Origin of the sequence: Rhodobacter ferrooxidans, assembly GCF_000176015.1 — a bacterium.
Lineage (GTDB): Bacteria > Pseudomonadota > Alphaproteobacteria > Rhodobacterales > Rhodobacteraceae > Pseudorhodobacter_B > Pseudorhodobacter_B ferrooxidans.
Genome location: NZ_ACYY01000003.1, coordinates 117255 through 134923 on the forward strand (window position 1 = coordinate 117255; position 17669 = coordinate 134923).

Annotated in this window: 11 protein-coding genes; 2 read left to right on the forward strand and 9 right to left on the reverse strand. The window is 64.7% G+C overall.

Going from position 1 to position 17669, the window contains the following annotated elements:
• Positions 1-271: 271 nt before the first annotated feature.
• Positions 272-697, reverse strand: a complete 426-nt coding sequence (locus RSW2DRAFT_RS17780; protein WP_156790615.1) for a hypothetical protein — start codon at positions 695-697, stop codon at positions 272-274.
• 147 nt (positions 698-844) lie between these two features.
• On the opposite strand from RSW2DRAFT_RS17780, the gene RSW2DRAFT_RS18435 reads away from it, so the two are divergent.
• Positions 845-3709 carry a Hint domain-containing protein gene (locus RSW2DRAFT_RS18435; RefSeq protein WP_008028071.1) on the forward strand — a complete coding sequence of 955 codons (2865 nt, stop codon included), beginning with the start codon at positions 845-847 and terminating at the stop codon, positions 3707-3709.
• A 435-nt stretch (positions 3710-4144) separates the two neighbouring features.
• Positions 4145-8773, forward strand: coding sequence for a Hint domain-containing protein (locus tag RSW2DRAFT_RS18670; protein WP_008028075.1), 4629 nt, complete (start codon positions 4145-4147; stop codon positions 8771-8773).
• On the opposite strand, the gene RSW2DRAFT_RS03465 is transcribed toward RSW2DRAFT_RS18670, so the two are convergent.
• The 8 genes from RSW2DRAFT_RS03465 to RSW2DRAFT_RS03500 form a co-directional block, all read right to left on the reverse strand.
• Entirely contained in the window at positions 8770-9348 is a 579-nt protein-coding gene (locus tag RSW2DRAFT_RS03465) for a nucleotidyltransferase family protein (RefSeq protein ID WP_008028077.1), read from the reverse strand. The genes RSW2DRAFT_RS18670 and RSW2DRAFT_RS03465 overlap by 4 nt on opposite strands.
• A 3-nt stretch (positions 9349-9351) precedes the next feature.
• Positions 9352-11769, reverse strand: coding sequence for a GcvT family protein (locus tag RSW2DRAFT_RS03470; RefSeq protein ID WP_008028079.1), 2418 nt, complete (start codon positions 11767-11769; stop codon positions 9352-9354).
• A gap of 179 nt (positions 11770-11948) precedes the next feature.
• On the reverse strand, positions 11949-13250 hold the full coding sequence (locus RSW2DRAFT_RS03475; RefSeq protein ID WP_008028081.1) for a branched-chain amino acid ABC transporter permease: 1302 nt from the start codon (positions 13248-13250) through the stop codon (positions 11949-11951).
• The gene (locus tag RSW2DRAFT_RS03480; protein ID WP_040671504.1) at positions 13247-14257 is read right to left on the reverse strand and encodes a branched-chain amino acid ABC transporter permease; all 1011 of its coding nucleotides are present in this window, start codon (positions 14255-14257) and stop codon (positions 13247-13249) included. The genes RSW2DRAFT_RS03475 and RSW2DRAFT_RS03480 overlap by 4 nt, the downstream gene beginning before the upstream one ends.
• A complete protein-coding gene (locus RSW2DRAFT_RS03485; RefSeq protein ID WP_008028085.1) occupies positions 14257-14643 on the reverse strand; it encodes a hypothetical protein in 387 nt (128 codons plus the stop codon). Before RSW2DRAFT_RS03485 ends, RSW2DRAFT_RS03480 begins: the two co-directional genes overlap by 1 nt.
• Position 14644: 1 nt before the next feature.
• The gene (locus RSW2DRAFT_RS03490) at positions 14645-15355 is read right to left on the reverse strand and encodes an ABC transporter ATP-binding protein (RefSeq protein WP_008028086.1); all 711 of its coding nucleotides are present in this window, start codon (positions 15353-15355) and stop codon (positions 14645-14647) included.
• A gap of 71 nt (positions 15356-15426) precedes the next feature.
• Positions 15427-16209 (reverse strand): ABC transporter ATP-binding protein, encoded by a 783-nt coding sequence (locus RSW2DRAFT_RS03495; protein WP_008028088.1) that lies wholly within the window; start codon positions 16207-16209, stop codon positions 15427-15429.
• A 116-nt stretch (positions 16210-16325) separates the two neighbouring features.
• On the reverse strand, positions 16326-17510 hold the full coding sequence (locus tag RSW2DRAFT_RS03500; RefSeq protein WP_008028090.1) for an ABC transporter substrate-binding protein: 1185 nt from the start codon (positions 17508-17510) through the stop codon (positions 16326-16328).
• Between the last annotated feature and the right edge of the window lie 159 nt (positions 17511-17669).

Sequence of the window (17669 nt, forward strand, 5' to 3'; positions counted from 1 at the left end):
GGTTCAGCGACAGTCTAGGCAAGCTTGGGCGGCAGATGAAGGGCGAACATCCAGCCGCGACGAGATGGCCTGGCGCGCCCGAGCCTGCCTTGGTTTCGCCCCAATTCTCTTGGGTGATTCGGGTTTGTTAAGCTAAACAGTGCGTTAACTTTCACCGATCCGTCGAAAAACCGCCGATTGGTGCGTCTGTGTGAACAAGCCCAAGACGGCTGCACAGGAAAAATGGCAAAATCATGTTCATCCTTAACGCGAGCTTGACGGCCTCTGAATGTTACGGAAATGGAAACACTGGCGGAAGTGCCCCGTAAGGCGTTTGCAAGAATCCCAGCGAGTTCTGCGCGTTAGCCTTTTGCTGGTTCTGGGCTATCGGCGGAACTGGAAACAGTTGGATCAACGGTTTGGTAATTTTCTTGCCAGCGGCGGCGGCGCACAGCGATTTTCCGTCGATTGCGCTGCCACAGATCGGCCGTTTTTTACTTTCCGGCAACCTTAACAGAGAGTATTTAACAGGTGTCTTGCTGGGTAAGACATTGTGGCCGTGGGGGCGGTCGTTCAGTGGTGAAGCGCCGTTTGGCGCAGGAGTGGTTTCGAAAGCGCTGCCAGGTTTCGGAGATTTCAGTCCGGCATGACCCATAGCCCTTGCGGCTTCTGGGGCCTTGGAAGGTCTGCCCAACGTGGCAAGGCGCGCTTTTTGCATCACTTCTTCACGTCCTGACGACAGGCAGCGTGGCGCAGGGTCCGGGCAACCGGGCCGCGCCGATCGAGCGCTTTCCGGTGGAAGGCGTCGGGGTGTGGATCGGATGCGGCCAGAATTTTGGCGCTCTGCTGATGTGAGGAAAAGACGATGCCGGTATTTGCACAATACAACTTCGATGACACGGGAACGCACGTGGCGGATTCGGCACTGGGCAATGGTGCGCAGGACGGCCTCTATCTCAACGGTGCGGCGGCGAGCGGTGGCAATCTGGTGCTGGATGGCGTGAACGATATCGCCAAGCTCTATGCCAACCCGACGTTCCAGATGGATCGCGGCACGCTGGAGATCAATTTCACCCAGACCGCGCATGACAAATGCGGCTGCGACACGCTGCTGTCGCGCGATTACCTTGGCAACACCGCGGGCGGTTTTCACATCGACGTGCTGAACGACGGCTCGATCCAGATCGTGCACGAGACCGGCGGCGTGCCGGTAACCTTCGGCACGCCTGCGGGCTTCATGGCGCTGGGCGACGAAATCAACCTCAGCTATTCCTGGGACGAGGGCGGCGCGGGCGGGCGGCTGGTGATCGAGAACGTCACCGCAGGCACCACCTTTGATGCGCCGGTGCCGAACACTGTGACCATGGATCAGGGCAGCGTCAGCCAGCCCTGGATCATCGGTGCCGGGCAGGCGGCCTCGCATCCCGGGCAACTGGACAACATCAACCAGCATTTCCACGGCACGGTGTCGCAATTCACCCTGTCGGACAGCGTGGACAACTGCGATCACGACCCCGAGCCGCAGCCCGACATGGCCGCCACCGATGAAGACGTGGCGATCGACATTCCGGTGCTGGCCAATGACACCGATCCCGATGGGCAGACCCTGACCGTGACTGGTGGCAACGCAGCCCATGGCACGGTGACGGTGAACGCCGACGGCAGCCTGCATTATGTGCCCGATGCCGATTACAACGGCCCCGATACCATCACCTATACCGTGACCGACCCCGACGGCAACACGGCCAGCACCACCGTCGCCGTGACGGTGCGGCCGGTGAACGACGATCCGGTGGCCAACCCCGACAGCGCCAGCACCACGGCGGGTGTGGCGGTGATCATTCCGGTGCTGGCCAATGATACCGATGTCGATGGCGACAGCGTGGCGCTGTTCGGCACGCCCACCTCGCCCAATGGCACGGTGGTGGTGAACGGTGACGGCACGCTGACCTTCACGCCGAACCCGGGCTTTACCGGCGAGGCGACCATCGAATACGGCATCACCGATGGCAATGGCGGCACCGCTACCGGCATTGTCACGGTTACCGTGGGCGCAGGCCCGGTGCGCGACGGCTATGTTGATGGCACCGCGGGCGGCGATCTGATCGACACCGCCTATGCCGGCGACCCCGATGGCGACTTCATCGACGCGGGCGACGCGATCCTGCCGGGCGATGCGCCCAACGACGACCGCGTGCGTGCCGGTGGCGGCAATGACACCGTGCTGGCGGGCCTGGGCGACGACATGGTTGTGGGTGGCGCTGGCAACGATCTGATCGACGGCGGTGTGGGCGATGACATCCTGAACGGCGAAAGTGGCAACGACACCGTGATCGGTGGCGACGGCAATGATCAGGTGGCGGGCCTCGATGGCGATGACGTGATCGACACCAGCGGCGGCGGCAGCAACCCGCTGCCCGACCGCGGCTATCCCGGCCTGTTCCCTGCCGATGCCGACCCGTTCGATGACCGTGACACCGTTTATGGCGGCACCGGCAATGATCGCATCACCACCGGCGACGACAACGACTGGATCGAGGCCGGTTACGGCAACGATACCGTTGACGGCGGCTTTGACGACGACACCATTCAGGGCCGTCAGGGCAACGACAGCATCATCGGTGGCGAAGGCTCTGACCTGATCGACGGCGGTCAGGACGACGACATCATCTATGGCGGGCTGTCGCCGGTGTTCCCGGACGGGCTGAACATTCCTGATGCCTATGACGCCCGGCCCGACAATGGCCGCGACACCATCCGCGGCGGTGACGGCAACGACACCATCTTTGGCCAGGACGACGACGACCTGATCTTCGGCGACCGCGGCAATGACCTGATCGACGGCGGCATCGACGAAGACACCATCCTGGGCGGTGGCGGCAACGACACCATCATCGGCGGTGCCGGGGTTGACAGCATGTCCGGCGGCAATGACCGCGACGTGTTCCTGGGCGGCAATGCCGGCGATTTCGTCGATGGCAACGAAGGCGGCGACGACTACGACACGCTGGACCTGCATGGCGTCACCGGGCCGTTCCGCATTGTCTATGATCCGGCCAATGCCGAAAACGGCGTGGTCAACTTCCTTGATGCCGACGGCAACACCACCGGCAGCATGACCTTCCGCAACATCGAGAATGTCATTCCCTGCTTCACCCCCGGCACGCTGATCGCGACGCCGAAGGGCGAGGTTCCGGTGGAAAGCCTGGCGGTTGGCGACCGGGTGATCACCCGCGACAACGGCATCCAGGAGATCCGCTGGGCTGGCCGCAAAGCGCTGAGCTGGCAGGATCTGGCGGTCAATCCGCATCTGAAGCCGATCCTGGTGCGGCGCGGCAGCCTGGGCGACGGTCTGCCCGAGCGTGACATGATGGTCAGCCCCAACCACCGCATGTTGGTGGCCAACGACCGCACGGCACTTTATTTCGAAGAGCACGAAGTGTTGGTGGCGGCCAAGCATCTGGTCGGCGGCGCGGGCGTTCACGAAGTGGACAGCATCGGCACCACCTATCTGCACCTCATGTTCGACCGCCACGAAGTGCTGTTGTCGAACGGCGCCTGGAGCGAAAGCTTCCAGCCCGGCGACTATACGCTGAAGGGCATGGGCAACGCCCAGCGCAGCGAGATCTACGAGCTGTTCCCCGAACTGAAGACCGAGGAAGGCATCGAAAGCTACACCGCCGCCCGCCGCACGCTGAAGAAGCACGAAGCGCGGCTGCTGGTGAAGTAACGGCTTATGCAGCGCGGACCGGGCGACGCGTGTCGTGGCCCGGACTGCACAGGGAAAGGGCCTCGATCTCGGGGCCCTTTGCCATTTTCGCTATCGAACCGCGCAAGATTGCGGCTGGTGCGGAAACAATCACCCCGGTTACGGGCCATTGGGGACCGGAACCGCTAACTGCCTAAAATTGCGCATATTTTCGCCGCAAAATTCCATGAACCGAACCCAGATCCTGCACGTTTACGCCACGATCATTGCTTAACCCGGAAATCAAGGCGGCGTGACCTGCGACCAGACGGTGGCAGGGGGCCCGTATGGATATGGAAATGAAGCCGAACCTGTCGAACCTGCAAATCTTCAGCGGCCCGGTTGCCCGCCTGCGGTCGATGCAGCGGGTTGTCCGGCCCGGTCCGGCTTTCGGCATAGTGTGAAAGAGTATCTGGCATGGCCACAGCGACCGAACTGACCATCAACACCTCCGCCACGGCGCTGGACATGGCCAACGAGATGTTCGGCGACGGCATCCAGATCGTCAGCGCCACCTACACCGGCGACCCGGTCTCGGCCGGCATTTATTCCGATGCCACCAGCACCATCCCGGGCGTGGTGCCCTCGGACAGCGGCGTGATCCTGTCCACCGGCAATGTCGGCAGCTTTACCAACGGCAGCGGCACCGCCGACACCAACCTGCAGGCCGGAACCTCGACCGACACCACCGGGGTCAACGGCGATGCGCAACTGAACGCCATTGCCGGAACCAACACCTTCGACGCCGCGATCTTCGAGGCCAACTTCATCCCGACCGGCGATTTCATCACGATGCAGTTCGTGTTCTCGTCCGAGGAGTATCTGGAATACGTCAATGGCGGCTTCAATGATGCGGTGGGGGTCTGGGTCAACGGCGACTTCGTGCCGCTGTCGATCGTGCATGAATCGGTGTCGATCGACAACGTCAACACCACCTCGAACCAGAACCTTTACGTCAACAACCCCGCTGCCACCGACCCCTACAACACCGAGATGGACGGCTTTACCATCACCCTGTCGCTGAAGGCACCGGTCAATTCGGGGCAGGTGAACACCATCAGGATCGGCATCGCCGATGCCGGCGACCCGGTCTATGACAGCAACCTGCTGATCATGGGCGACAGCATCCAGACCGTGGCGCTGGCCTATGACGACACCATCAACATGGCGGCCAACTCCAGCCGCACCTATGACATTCTGGCCAATGACACCGACCTGAACCACACCGGCCTGCACATCACCCATATCAACGGCCAGCCGATTGCCGTGGGGGGCACGGTGACGCTGGCCACGGGCGAGCAGGTGACGCTGAACGCCGATGGCACGGTGACGGTGACCACCGATGGCGACATCGGCGCCAACAGCTTCACCTATACGGTCGAGGATGGGCTGGGCAACACCGACATCGGCTTCATCACCGTCAACACCACCACCGCCCCTGCTGCCGATGGCATTGTCGATGGCACCAGCGGCGATGACATGATCGACACCGCCTATCTGGGCGACCCCGATGGCGACCGGATCGACGCCGGTGATGCGCTGCTGGCCGGGCAGGTGGGCGAGGACGATATCGTGGTGGCCGGTGACGGCAACGACACCGTGGTGGCGGGTCTGGGCGATGACGTGGTTTACGGCGGTGCCGGACAGGATTCGCTTTACGGCGAGGATGGGGCCGACACCCTGTTCGGCAGCACCGGCGCCGACATGCTGGAAGGCGGGCTGGGGGCCGACGTGCTGGTGGGCGGCGATGATGCCGACCTGATCCGCGGCGCCTCGGGCGATGTGGTCGATGGCGGCGAGGGCGGCACCGATCAGGACACCCTGACCGCCAGCGGCGTGCTGACCATCGCCTTCGATCCGGGCAACCCGGAAAACGGCACCATCACCTTCATCGACAACTCGACCCTGACCTTCAGCAATATCGAGCATCTGATCCTGAACGGCGGCAACCCGGATGGCATCGTCTATGGCACCGCGGCGGCCGACCTGATCGGCGCGGGCTATGTCGATGTCAACGGCGACGTGATCGACAACGGCGACGCGATCTTTGCCGGTGCCGGGCCGGACGACGACGAGGTTTTCGCCGGTGACGGCAACGACACGGTGTTTTCCGGCGCTGGCGATGATGACGTTTACGGCGGCAATGATCAGGACGTGATCCACACCGGCATCGGCAACGACTATGCTCAGGGCGACACCGGCGATGACACGGTTTACGGCGACGCGGGCGACGACTTCCTGCGCGGCGATGCCGGCAGCGACAGCGTTTATGGCGGTGATGGCAACGATTCGGTCTATGGCGGGCTTGGCACCGATCAGGTGTTCGGCGGCGACGGCAACGACTACATCTATGGCGGTTATGGTGACGATACCGTCTATGGTGGGGCTGGCAACGACACCATCACCGGCTCGGGCGAGAACGATCTGGTTTATGGCGATGACGGCGACGACTTCATGCAAGGCTCGAACGGCGCCGACACGCTGATCGGCGGCCTTGGCGCCGACACCATGCTGGGCGAAGAGGACGCCGACAGCTTCTATGGCGGCGCGGGCGACTATGTGGACGGCTACGAGACCGTCACCACCGGCACCGACAACGACACGCTGCATGTGGAAGGCGTGGCCTCGGTCAGTTGGGATCCGTTCAACAGCGAAAACGGCACCATCACCTTCACCGCCGGTGGCACACTGGCGTTCTACAACATCGAAAACCTGTTCGTCGATGGCGTGCTGACCACCCGGCCCGATGGCACGGTGTCGGGCACGGCGGGCAATGACCTGATCGACACCGCCTATCTGGGTGACCCCGATGGCGACCGGATCGACAACAATGACGCCAGCCTGGTGGGCCATGCCCCCAACGACGATCTGGTCGTGGCGGGCGACGGGTTTGATACGGTGATGGCCGGGCTTGGCGACGATACCGTTTACGGTGGCGCCGGGCAGGATGTGCTTTACGGCGGCGAGGGCGACGACAGCCTGCTGGGCGGTGACAACGCCGACCTTCTGTTCACCGATGCAGGCAACGACAGCCTGCTGGGCGAGGGCGGCGACGACAGTTTCCAGATCACCGATGGTTTTGGCACCGATGTGGTGGTGGGCGGCGAAACCGGCGAGACCTTTGGCGATGTGCTGAACGTCAGCAGCATGACCGGCGATGTGGTGCTGGACCTGAGCGCCGGCAATCCGGCCAGCGACGAAGACGGCACGCTGACCTCGGGCACCGATAGCCTGAGCTTCTCGCAGATCGAGGCCATCGTGCTGGGGGGTGGCAACGATGTGGTCATCGGCTCCAGCGGTGACGATTTTGTTGCGGTCGGCTGGGGTGCTGACAGCATCGACGGCGGGGCCGGGAACGACACCTTCGAGATGGAGTTCGACGGCGATGCCGATGTGATCAACTTTGCCGATGGCGACGGCGCGGATACGCTGCTGGGCTTTGATGCGCCGATCGACAATGGCGATGGCACCTACAGCGGCGTCGATACGCTGGACGTCAGCGGCATGACCGATGCGCTGGGCAATCCGGTCAATGTGGCCGACGTGACCGTGCTGGACGATGGCATGGGCAATGCCGTGCTGCTGTTCCCCGGTGGCGAAAGCCTGACGCTGGTCGGGGTGACGGTGGCCGCGGTCTCCAGTCCGGCGGCGCTGGAAGCGCTGGGCATCCCGCCGGTGCCGCCCGATGGCATTGTCGAAGGCACCGCAGGCGGTGATCTGATCGACACCAGTTATCTGGGCGATCCGGGTGGCGACCGCATCGACGCAAGCGACGCGCTGTTGCCCGGTGCCGCACCCGAGGACGATTATGTGCTGGCCGGGGCGGGCGATGACACCATCGAATCCGGTCTGGGCAACGATTCCGTGCTGGGTGGCGACGGGGCCGACGGCATCTTTGGCGGGGCAGGGGCCGACACTCTGCTGGGCGAGGCCGGGGCGGATTACATCGAGGGCGGCGACGGTGCCGACACGCTGGACGGCGGTGCCGACAACGACGAGCTTTACGGCGGACTCGGTGACGATCTGGTGCAGGGCGGCAGCGGCGCCGACTGGCTGGAAGGCGATCTGGGCATCTATTCCAGCATCGGCGGCAACGATACGCTGCAAGGCGGCGACGGCAGCGATACCATCCTCGGCAACCGGGGCAACGACCTGCTGACGGGCGATGCCGGTGACGACAGCCTGCTGGGCGAGGCCGGGGCCGACACGCTGGACGGCGGCCTTGGCGCCGACACGCTGCTGGGTGGCGACGACCGCGATACCTTCCTGGTCGGCGCGGGTGATGTCGTCGATGGCGGCAATGGCGGCGACGATTACGACACGCTGGACCTTTCGGCCTATGGCTGGGGCAACACCAACGTCATCTATGACCCCGGCAACAGCGAAAATGGCACGGTGCAGTTTCTGGACAGCACCGGCGCTGTCACCGGCACCATGGCCTTCACCGATATCGAGCATGTGGTGCCCTGTTTCACCCCCGGCACGCTGATCCTGACCGCGCATGGCGAGGTGCGGGTCGAGGATCTGGTGGTGGACGACCAGGTGTTGACCCGCGACCACGGCTTGCAGACCATCCGCTGGGTCGGGCGGCGCGACCTCAGCCGGGCCGACCTCGCGCGGCAACCGCGGCTGTCGCCGGTGCGCATCCGCAAGGGGGCGCTGGGCGGCGCACTTCCCGACCGCGACATGCTGGTGTCGCCGCAGCACCGGATGCTGTTTTCCGGCGCGCGGGCCGAGATGTTCTTTGGCGAGGACGAGGTGCTGGTGGCCGCCACTCATCTGGTCGGCGAAGCCGGGGTGGAGCGCATCTTCCCCAATGGCGTCAGCTACATCCACATCATGTTCGACCAACACGAGATCATCAGCGCCGATGGTGCATGGACCGAAAGCTTCCAGCCGGGCGATCTGACGCTGAAGGGGCTGGATCAGGCGCAACGCGACGAGTTGCTGATGCTGTTCCCGGAATTGGCCGACATGGGCAGCTTTTATCCGGCGGCGCGGCGCACCCTGCGCAGCCACGAGGCGCGGGTGATGCTGGCGTCCTAGGTCGCGCGCCAGGCCGCCCAGTCCTCGGGGGTGTCCAGATCAATGATGGCATGGCGGCCGGGCAGCGGCACGCCCTGCACCCGGTCGGGATGCGTTGCCAGCACGGCCCGCGCGCCGCTGTCGCCGGTCAGGCTGGCGAGGCTGGGGAAGAACGCGCGGGGGAAAATCACCGGATGCCCGGGGATATCGCGGCTGGTGCCACGGTGGATCAGTTGCGGTGCCGCAAGGAAGGCACCCAGCAGCGCGCCAAGGTCGGCGGCATCCAGGTCCGGCATGTCGGCAGGCAGAATCATCAACCCCGCCGCATCACCTGCGGCTGAAACCCCGGCGCGGATGCTGGCGGCCATGCCGGTTGCGGCATCGGCCACGGTGACCAACGTCACCGCAAGCCCCGCCAGCACCGCCACCCGCGCCCCCGCCTCGGGCGGCAAGGCAACCAATACCCGGCACCCGGTTTCCAGCGCCGCCCGGGCAATCCGGCCCAGTTGCGGCACGCCCGCCACCTGCTCCAGCAGCTTGTCGCGCCCCCGCATCCGCGCCGAGGCCCCCGCCGCCAGGATCAGGATCGCGGGCACGGGTTAGCCCCGCATCCGCGCCCCATCGGCATCGAACAGCGGCGTGCTGACCAGCCGGGCAGGGCGGCGCTCGCCCAATATCTCGATCTCCACCTGCAAGCCATCGACCGCCCGCGCCGTCGGCACAAAGCCCATGGCGACCGACTGGCCGGTGTGGTGCGAATAACCGCCCGAGGTGCAATAGCCCACCACCTCGCCGTCCAGCCAGATCGGCTCCCAGGCCACCACATCGGCGCCGTTGGCATCGACCACAAAGGCGGAAAGCCGCCGCTTCGCCCCCGCCGCCTTTTCCGCCGAAGCCGCCGCCTTGCCGATCCAGTCCGCCGGTTTGTTCCAGCGGATGAAGCGGTCCAACCCGGTCTCCAGCGGCGTGTAGTCGGGGGAATACTCGCGGCCCCAGGAGCCGAAGAACTTGTCCAGCCGCAGGCTCATCATCGCCCGCATCCCGAAGGGCCGCAGCCCGAGGTCTTGCCCGGCAGCCCAAAGCGTGTCCCACAGATGCCGCACCGACATGTGGTCGCAGTAGATCTCATAGCCCAGATCGGCGGTATAGCTGACCCGTTGGGCGATGCAGTTGGCCATCCCCACGGTCAGCCGCTTCACGTCCATGAACCTGAACGCCTGCGCCGAGACATCGCTGCGGGTGCAGCGCGCAAGCAACTCCCGCGCCTTCGGCCCGGCGATCTGGAACCCCGACCGCGCGTCCGAGATGTTTTCGACGCGCGCCCCATGTTCGGCGTGCTGGTCGAACCAGCGCATGTGCCAACCCTGCGCGCCATAGCTGGCGGTCAACTGGAACTCGGTCTCGGAAAGGCACGACACCGTGAAATCGCCAATGATCTTGCCCGATTCCGCCAACATCGGCGTCAGGCTCAACCGCCCCGGCTGCGGGATCAGCCCCGCCATCATCCGGTCCAGCCAAGCCCGCGCCTTCACCCCGGTCACCCGATATTTGCCGAAATTCTGCACCTCGTTGATGCCGACACCGCCGCGCACCGCCGCCACCTCGGCCGCCGTGGCACCCCAGGCGTTCGAGCGGCGGAAGGTCGGGGTCTCATACACCGGCTCGCCGGGCAGGGCGTAGTAATTGGGCACTTCCAGCCCGTATTGCTGGCCCCAGACCGCCCGCATCGCGGTGAAGGTGTCATACATCGGCGTGGTGCGGAACGGTCTGGCGGCCGGTTTCTCCTCGTTCGGATAGGCCACCGAGAACCGGGTCTGATAATTCTCGATCACCTTCGGCACGGTGTAGCCGGGTGTCGTCCAGTTGCCAAAGCGCGCCACATCAAAGCCGCGCGGGTCGCGTTCGACCTCGCCATGGATCATCCATTGCGCCAGCGCCAGCCCCATGCCGCCACCCTGGCTGAACCCGGCCATCACCGCGCAGGCCGACCAGTAGTTGCGCAACCCCGGCACCGGCCCGATCAGCGGGTTGCCATCGGGGGCAAAGGTGAAGGGGCCGTGGATCACCCGCTTGACGCCCACCCGCTCCAGCACCGGGAAGCGCTTGTAGGCAAATTCCACTGAATCCGCGATCTTGTCGAACTGCTCGTTCAGCAATTCATGGCCAAAGCCCCAGGGCGTGCCGTCGATCGACCAGCCCTCGCAGGGCTTTTCATAGAACCCGATGCAGAAGCCGCGCCCTTCCTGCCGCAGATAGGATTCGCCACCTGGATCAATCACATGCGGGAATTCCTTGGCGCGGCCAATCACCTCGGCCACGTCATCGGTGACCAGATACTGATGCGCCATCGGCAAAAGCGGCAGATAAACCCCGGCCATCGCCCCCACCTCGCGCGCCCACAAGCCACCGGCGTTCACCACATGCTCGGCGACGATCAGCCCCTTCTCGGTCTGCACGTCCCAACCGCCATCGGCACGCTGGGTGGTGGAAAGCACCCGGTTGTGCAGAATGATCTCTGCCCCGCCCATTTTCGCGGCCTTGGCATAGGCATGCGTGGTGCCCGAGGGGTCCAGATGCCCGTCCAGCGGATCATAAAGCGCGCCGATCACCCCCGCCGTATTCACCAGCCCGTCGGTCATCGCCTCCACTTCTGCAGGCGTCAGGATCGCGGTGTCCAGCCCCATGTAGCGGTGCTTGGCCCGCTCGGCCCGCAGCATGTCGAACCGCTCCTGCGTGTCGGCCAGGGTGATGCCGCCGACATGGTGCAAGCCGCAGGACATGCCGGTGATCGCCTCCAGTTCCTTGTAAAGCCGGATGGTGTAGCCCTGCAGCGCCGCCATGTTGGTGTCGCCGTTCAGGGTGTGAAAGCCGCCCGCCGCATGCCAGGTCGAGCCGGAGGTCAGGTCCGACCGCTCGATCAGCGTCACGTCCGACCAGCCCAGCTTGGTCAGATGGTAAAGCACCGAACAGCCGACGACGCCGCCGCCGATCACCAGAACACGGGTATGGGTCTTCATCGCGGCCTCCTCGCAGGATTTGCGCCAGAGTGGCCGCGCGCCGGGCAGGCATCATGCTCACTTGCGACAAAATATGTCGCGCAATCACACGGCCCGCACCTGCTTCCCGGCTTCTTCTCTGCGCAAATATCCTCCGGGGGTCCGGGGGTGGAAAACCCCCGGCTGCCTGCCCGGCAAAGCTACTTCTCCGGTATCAACCCGCGCGGGCTGAACCGCAGCACCAGCAGCAGAATGATCCCCAGCGTCAGCAACCGCATGTGCTGCGCGCTGTCAATCAGATGCGTCTTCAGCGCCCCGTCCGCCATCCCCGCCGTGATCGCCCCCATCACCTGCGGCCCCAGGCTTTCGACAATCAGCCACAGCCAGCCGATCAGCAACCCGCCCAACACCGCACCCCAGTTGTTGCCCGAGCCGCCGACGATCACCATCACCCAGATCAGGAAGGTATAGCGCAACGGGTTGTAGGTGCCCGGCGTCAACTGCCCGTCCATCGAGGTCATCATCGCCCCCGCCACGCCCACGATGGCCGAGCCGATGATGAAGATCTGCAAATGCCGCCGGGTCACGTTCTTGCCCATGGCGGCGGCCGACACCTCGTTGTCGCGGATCGCCCGCATCATCCGGCCCCAGGGCGAGTTCAGCGCCAGTTCCGAAAGCCAGATGATCGCCAGCAACACCAGCCCGAACATGCCGGCATAGATCAGCTTGACCAGGATCGACGAGCCGGTGACCGGATCAAACCCCCAGCTTTGCGCCCAGCCCAGAAACCCCTGGCTTTGCTGCAATTCCACCTCGTAGGGCACCGGCCAGGGCCGCGGCAGGCCGATGACGTTCTTGACGCCGCGCGCCATCCAGTCCTCGTTCTTCATCACCGAGATGATGATCTCGGCAATCCCCAGTGTTGCAATCGCCAGATAGTCCGACCGCAGCCCAAGGGCGGTCTTGCCGATGGCCCAGGCCGCGGCGGCGGCCAGCAAGCCCCCCACCGGCCAGGCCAGCAGCACCGGCAGGCCCAACCCGCCAAGGCTGCCCAGCAGCGACGGGTTGTTGGCCTCGATCGCCGTGGTCGCGGGGTCCAGCACCGCGCGGAACAGCAGGAACCCGCCCGTCAGCACCGCCACAAGACCGATGCCCCGCAGCACCCCCGGTGCCATCCGCTTGTAAAGCTGGGTGGCCAGCACCAGCGTCGCCGCCCCCAGCGCCAAGGCCAGCAGCACACCCGGCCCGCCCGCACTCCAGCCCCCCGGCGTCGGTTTCGAGGATACCAGCACCACCGCCAGCCCGCCCAGCGCGGTGAACCCCATGATCCCGGTGTTGAACAGCCCGGCATAGCCCCATTGCATGTTCACCCCCAGCGCCATGATCGACGACAACAGCGCCATGTTCAGGATCGACAGCGACAGGTTCCAGCTTTGCAACATGCCGGTGGCCACGAACAACGCCGCCACCCCGGCAAACAGCCCGATGTTCTTCAGGTTCATACCGATTTCCCCTTGAACAGCCCGGTGGGCATGAACAGCAGCACCAGGATCAGGATCGAGAAACTGACCGCAAACTTGTAGTCGGTGGAAAGCAGTTGCAGCAGCGTGTCCGGCGCCATTCTGTCGGGCACCACGTAGGTCACCACCTTCTTCCAGGCATAGGTCACCGTGACCTCGCTGAAGGCAATGACGAAGCCGCCGGCAATCGCCCCCAGCGGGTTGCCCAGGCCACCCACGATGGCCGCGGCAAAGATCGGCAGCAACAACTGGAAATAAGTGAAGGGTTTGAACGACTTGTCCAACCCGTAAAGCACCCCGGCAATCGTCGCCAAAGCCGCCGCGATCACCCAGGTCACCGCCACCACCCGGTCGGGGTTGATGCCCGACAGCAGCGCCAGATCCTCATTGTCGGAAAACGCCCGCATCGACTTGCCGGTGCGGGTCTTTTGCAGAAACCAGAACAGCGCCGCCACCACCAGCACCGCGGTGATCACGGTGATGCCTTGTGTGGCCTTGATCGCCAGCCCCTCGTCCAGCCCGGTGGCTTTCTTGAAGCCCGCCGCGGTGACCATGAACCGCGCGCCATCGGCAAATTCCTGATCACCCACCCCGATGATCAGCCGCACGATGCCGTTCATCACGAACATCACGCCCAAGGACACGATCACCAGGATCGTCGGCGCCGCCTTCTGCTTGCGATAGAACCGATAGACCACCCGATCAGTGCCCAGCACGAAAGCCGCCGTGATCGCAATTCCGAACGGCAGCGCCAGCAGCGCCGTCGGCAAGGGGCCAAAGCTGATCCCCATCGACTGGAACCACCAGGTGAACAGGATCGTCACCATGGTGCCCATCGCCATGGTGTCGCCATGGGCAAAGTTGGAAAACCGCAGGATGCCGTAGATCAGCGTCACCCCAAGCGCCCCCAGCGCCAGTTGCGCGCCGTAAGCCAGGCCGGGGACAAAGACGAAGTTCAGAAAGACCACAAGGGCGTTGAGAATATCCATCATTCCGGGTCCACACAGCTGAGAAACCGGGTCTGGCCGGGGGTGTCATCGGTGCCGCTGTTGCTGCTGTGCCAGACCATGTTCACCCGATCATCATCGCTGTAGCCGGTCGCCAGCATGGTCTGGCTGTCGCCGCGCCCCTCCGACCAACTGAGCGGTCCATTGTCATCACCGCCGCTGGTCACCGGTGCCGACACGGCATCGTAAACCAGCAGCACATCCGATCCCGCTTGCCGTTGCAGGCGAAAACTGGCCGGGCGGTCTTGCGGCGTGCATTTGCCATCGGCGTCGCAGGCGGTGACCACCCGGCAGTCCAGCGTCACCACGCCATCTTCGGCCAGGGCAAACGTCGGCAGCATGGCCAACAGCAAAACAGACAGACGCATCTCAACCCCCCAGGAAACTGCGGCGAACCTCCGGGTCGGCCAGCAAGGCCTGCCCGGTGTCGGTGAAACGGTTGGCCCCCTGCACCAGCACATAGCCCTTGTCGGCAATGTCCAGCGCCTGCCGGGCGTTCTGTTCCACCATCAGGATGGAAATGCCGGTGCGCGCCACCTCGATGATGCGGTCGAACAACTCGTCCATCACGATCGGGCTGACGCCTGCGGTCGGCTCGTCCAGCATCAACACCTTGGGCTGGGTCATCAAGGCCCGCCCCACCGCCACCTGCTGGCGCTGGCCACCCGACAATTCCCCCGCCGCCTGATAGCGCTTCTGCTTCAGGATCGGGAACAGATCATAGACCTGCTCCATGGTGCCCTGAATATCATCGCGGCGCAGAAACGCCCCCATCTCTAGATTTTCCTCGACCGTCATCGAGGTGAAGATGTTGTGGGTCTGCGGCACGAAGGCCATGCCCTTGGCCACCCGCGCCTGCGGGCTGAGTGCTGTGATATCCTCACCCGCCAGCTTCACATGGCCGCCGCGCAACCGCAGCATGCCGAACACCGCCTTCATCGCGGTGGATTTGCCCGCCCCGTTCGGGCCGACGATCACCGCGATCTGGCCCTTTTCCACGGCAATGGTGCAGGCGTGCAAGATGTCCACCGGCCCGTAGCCGCCAGTCATCGCCTCGCCAATCAGAAACGGCTCAGCCATGCGCCATCGCTTTCATCTGTTCAAAAATATCCCCGCCGGAGGCTCCCGCCGCCGCCGCAATCCCCCCCGGCTCACCCATTGGCCACCACCTTGTTCTTCAACCCGGTGCCCAGATAGGCCTCGATCACCCGCTCGTCGTTCTTCACCTCGTCCACCGTGCCCTCGGCCAGCACCCGGCCCTCGGCCATGCAGATCACCGGGTTGCACAGGCGGGCAATGAAATCCATGTCATGCTCGATGACGCAGAAGGTATAGCCGCGCTCCTGGTTCAGCCGCACGATGGCATCTCCGATGGTGTTCAGCAGCGTGCGGTTCACCCCGGCCCCCACCTCGTCCAGAAACACGATCTTGGCGTCCACCATCATGGTGCGCCCCAGTTCCAAGAGCTTCTTCTGCCCGCCCGAGATGTTGGCGGCGCGCTCGTCGGCCAGATGGCGGATGGTCAGAAACTCCAGCACCTCGTCGGCGCGCTCGCGGATGCGGCGCTCCTCGGCGGCCACGGCACCGCGGCGGAACCAGGTGTTCCACAGCGTCTCGCCGGTCTGGCCCTCGGGCACCATCATCAGGTTTTCCCGCACCGTCATGGAGCCGAACTCATGCGCGATCTGAAAGGTGCGCAGCACGCCCTTGTGGAACAATTCATGCGGCGGCAGGCCGGTGATATCCTCGCCGCTCATCAGCACGCGGCCGGAAGTTGGCGGCAACCGCCCGGCGATCACGTTGAACAGCGTGGTCTTGCCCGCGCCGTTCGGCCCGATCAGCCCGGTGATCGACCCGGCCTTGATGTGCAGCGACGCGCCGTCCACAGCGCGAAAACTGCCGAAATGCCGGTGAAGATTCTCGACGACGATCATCCGGTTCCCCTTTGCTCCGCCGTTTCGCGCCAGCCCTGCGCGCCGTTGGGGCTTTTTGTCAAAGCAACGGCCCGGGTTTGCCCCGGGCCGTTGCCGATTTCAACCGATGCTGGCGATCAACGGAACCCGTCCGTCACGAAAGCGCCGTCCTTGACGGTATATTCGCGGAAGCTGCCAGCACTTTCGCCGGGCCCGATCAGTTCCAGCGCGGTGGCGCCGACATAGTCGATGTCGGTGCCCGCCGCGATCAGGTCCAGCGCCTTGCCCAGTTCGCCCGGCATGATCGGCTCGCCCGGAGCGTTGGCAATGTCGTTGACCTTGGCGGTCCAGTCCTTGGCATTGGTCGAGTTTGCCGCCGCCATCGCCAGCAGCATCAGCGCCGCCGCGTCATAGCTTTCGCCGGTGTAGGACGAGGTCGGATCAAAGCCCGCCGCCTTGCCCATTTCGGCAAACGTCGCAGACCCCGCCGAATCGGTGCCCGGCACGGTGCCGTAAGAGCCGTTCAGCCCGTCGCCGATGGCTGCGATCAGCGCGTCGCCATACATGCCGTCCGGCAGGAAGAAGGTCGAGAACGCGCCCGAGTCGAGCGAGGCCTGGATGACGCCCTTGCCACCCTGATCGACATAGCCCGCCACGACCAGCACATCGCCGCCCGCCGCCGCCAGCGCCGCCACTTCGGCGGAATAGTCGGCCTTGCCGTCCTCATGCGCGGCCGAGATCGTCACCTTGCCGCCCGCCGCCTCGTAGGCCTTCTGGAAGCTTTCGGCCAGACCCTTGCCGTAGTCGTTGTTGGTATAGGTGATCGCCACCGACTTCACGCCGCGGGCCATCAACACATCCGACATCACCACGCCCTGACGGGCATCCGAAGGCGCGGTGCGGAAGAACAGCCCGTCATCCTCGGCATCCGAAAGCGCCGGCGAGGTGGCCGAGGCCGAGATCATGCCGATGCCGTTCGGCCGCGCCACGTTCTGCAACACCGCCCCGGTCACACCCGAGCAGTCGGCGCCAATGATCGCCGCCACCTTGTCGGCGGTGACCAGACGTTCGGCTGCCGCCGTCGCCGCCGCCGCGTCAACGCAGGTGCTGTCGCCGCGCACCGAGGTCACGGTGGTGCCACCCATGAACTTGCCCGAGTCCGACACTTCCTTCATCGCCAGTTCGGCACCCGCCGCCATGTGCGGGGTGATCGATTCCAGCGGCCCGGTAAAGCCCAGCAGCACGCCCAGCTTGATTTCCTCGGCACCGGCAACGCCCGCCATCAGGACGGTCGCCGTGGTGGCCAAAAGCAGTTTCTTCATGTTTCGCTCCCTGGTCGGAAAAAATTCCTGTCCGCGAACCTAGAGCCAGAGCCCACAAAAGAAAAGTGGCTATCCTGCGGCGATAGCGCCGATCCGGCCCTAGTTTTCAACCGCAAGATGCAATTCGCATCCCTGCCCCCGGATGCCACGAAATCTGAC

Coding starts and splice junctions, on each gene's coding strand:
- RSW2DRAFT_RS03475 (WP_008028081.1), bottom strand. CDS start 13,250: ATGAACCTGAAGAACATCGGGCTGTTTGCCGGGGTGGCGGCGTTGTTC.
- RSW2DRAFT_RS03485 (WP_008028085.1), bottom strand. CDS start 14,643: ATGCGTCTGTCTGTTTTGCTGTTGGCCATGCTGCCGACGTTTGCCCTG.
- RSW2DRAFT_RS03470 (WP_008028079.1), bottom strand. CDS start 11,769: ATGAAGACCCATACCCGTGTTCTGGTGATCGGCGGCGGCGTCGTCGGC.
- RSW2DRAFT_RS03490 (WP_008028086.1), bottom strand. CDS start 15,355: ATGGCTGAGCCGTTTCTGATTGGCGAGGCGATGACTGGCGGCTACGGG.
- RSW2DRAFT_RS03495 (WP_008028088.1), bottom strand. CDS start 16,209: ATGATCGTCGTCGAGAATCTTCACCGGCATTTCGGCAGTTTTCGCGCT.
- RSW2DRAFT_RS17780 (WP_156790615.1), bottom strand. CDS start 697: ATGCAAAAAGCGCGCCTTGCCACGTTGGGCAGACCTTCCAAGGCCCCA.
- RSW2DRAFT_RS18670 (WP_008028075.1), top strand. CDS start 4,145: ATGGCCACAGCGACCGAACTGACCATCAACACCTCCGCCACGGCGCTG.
- RSW2DRAFT_RS18435 (WP_008028071.1), top strand. CDS start 845: ATGCCGGTATTTGCACAATACAACTTCGATGACACGGGAACGCACGTG.
- RSW2DRAFT_RS03500 (WP_008028090.1), bottom strand. CDS start 17,510: ATGAAGAAACTGCTTTTGGCCACCACGGCGACCGTCCTGATGGCGGGC.
- RSW2DRAFT_RS03480 (WP_040671504.1), bottom strand. CDS start 14,257: ATGGATATTCTCAACGCCCTTGTGGTCTTTCTGAACTTCGTCTTTGTC.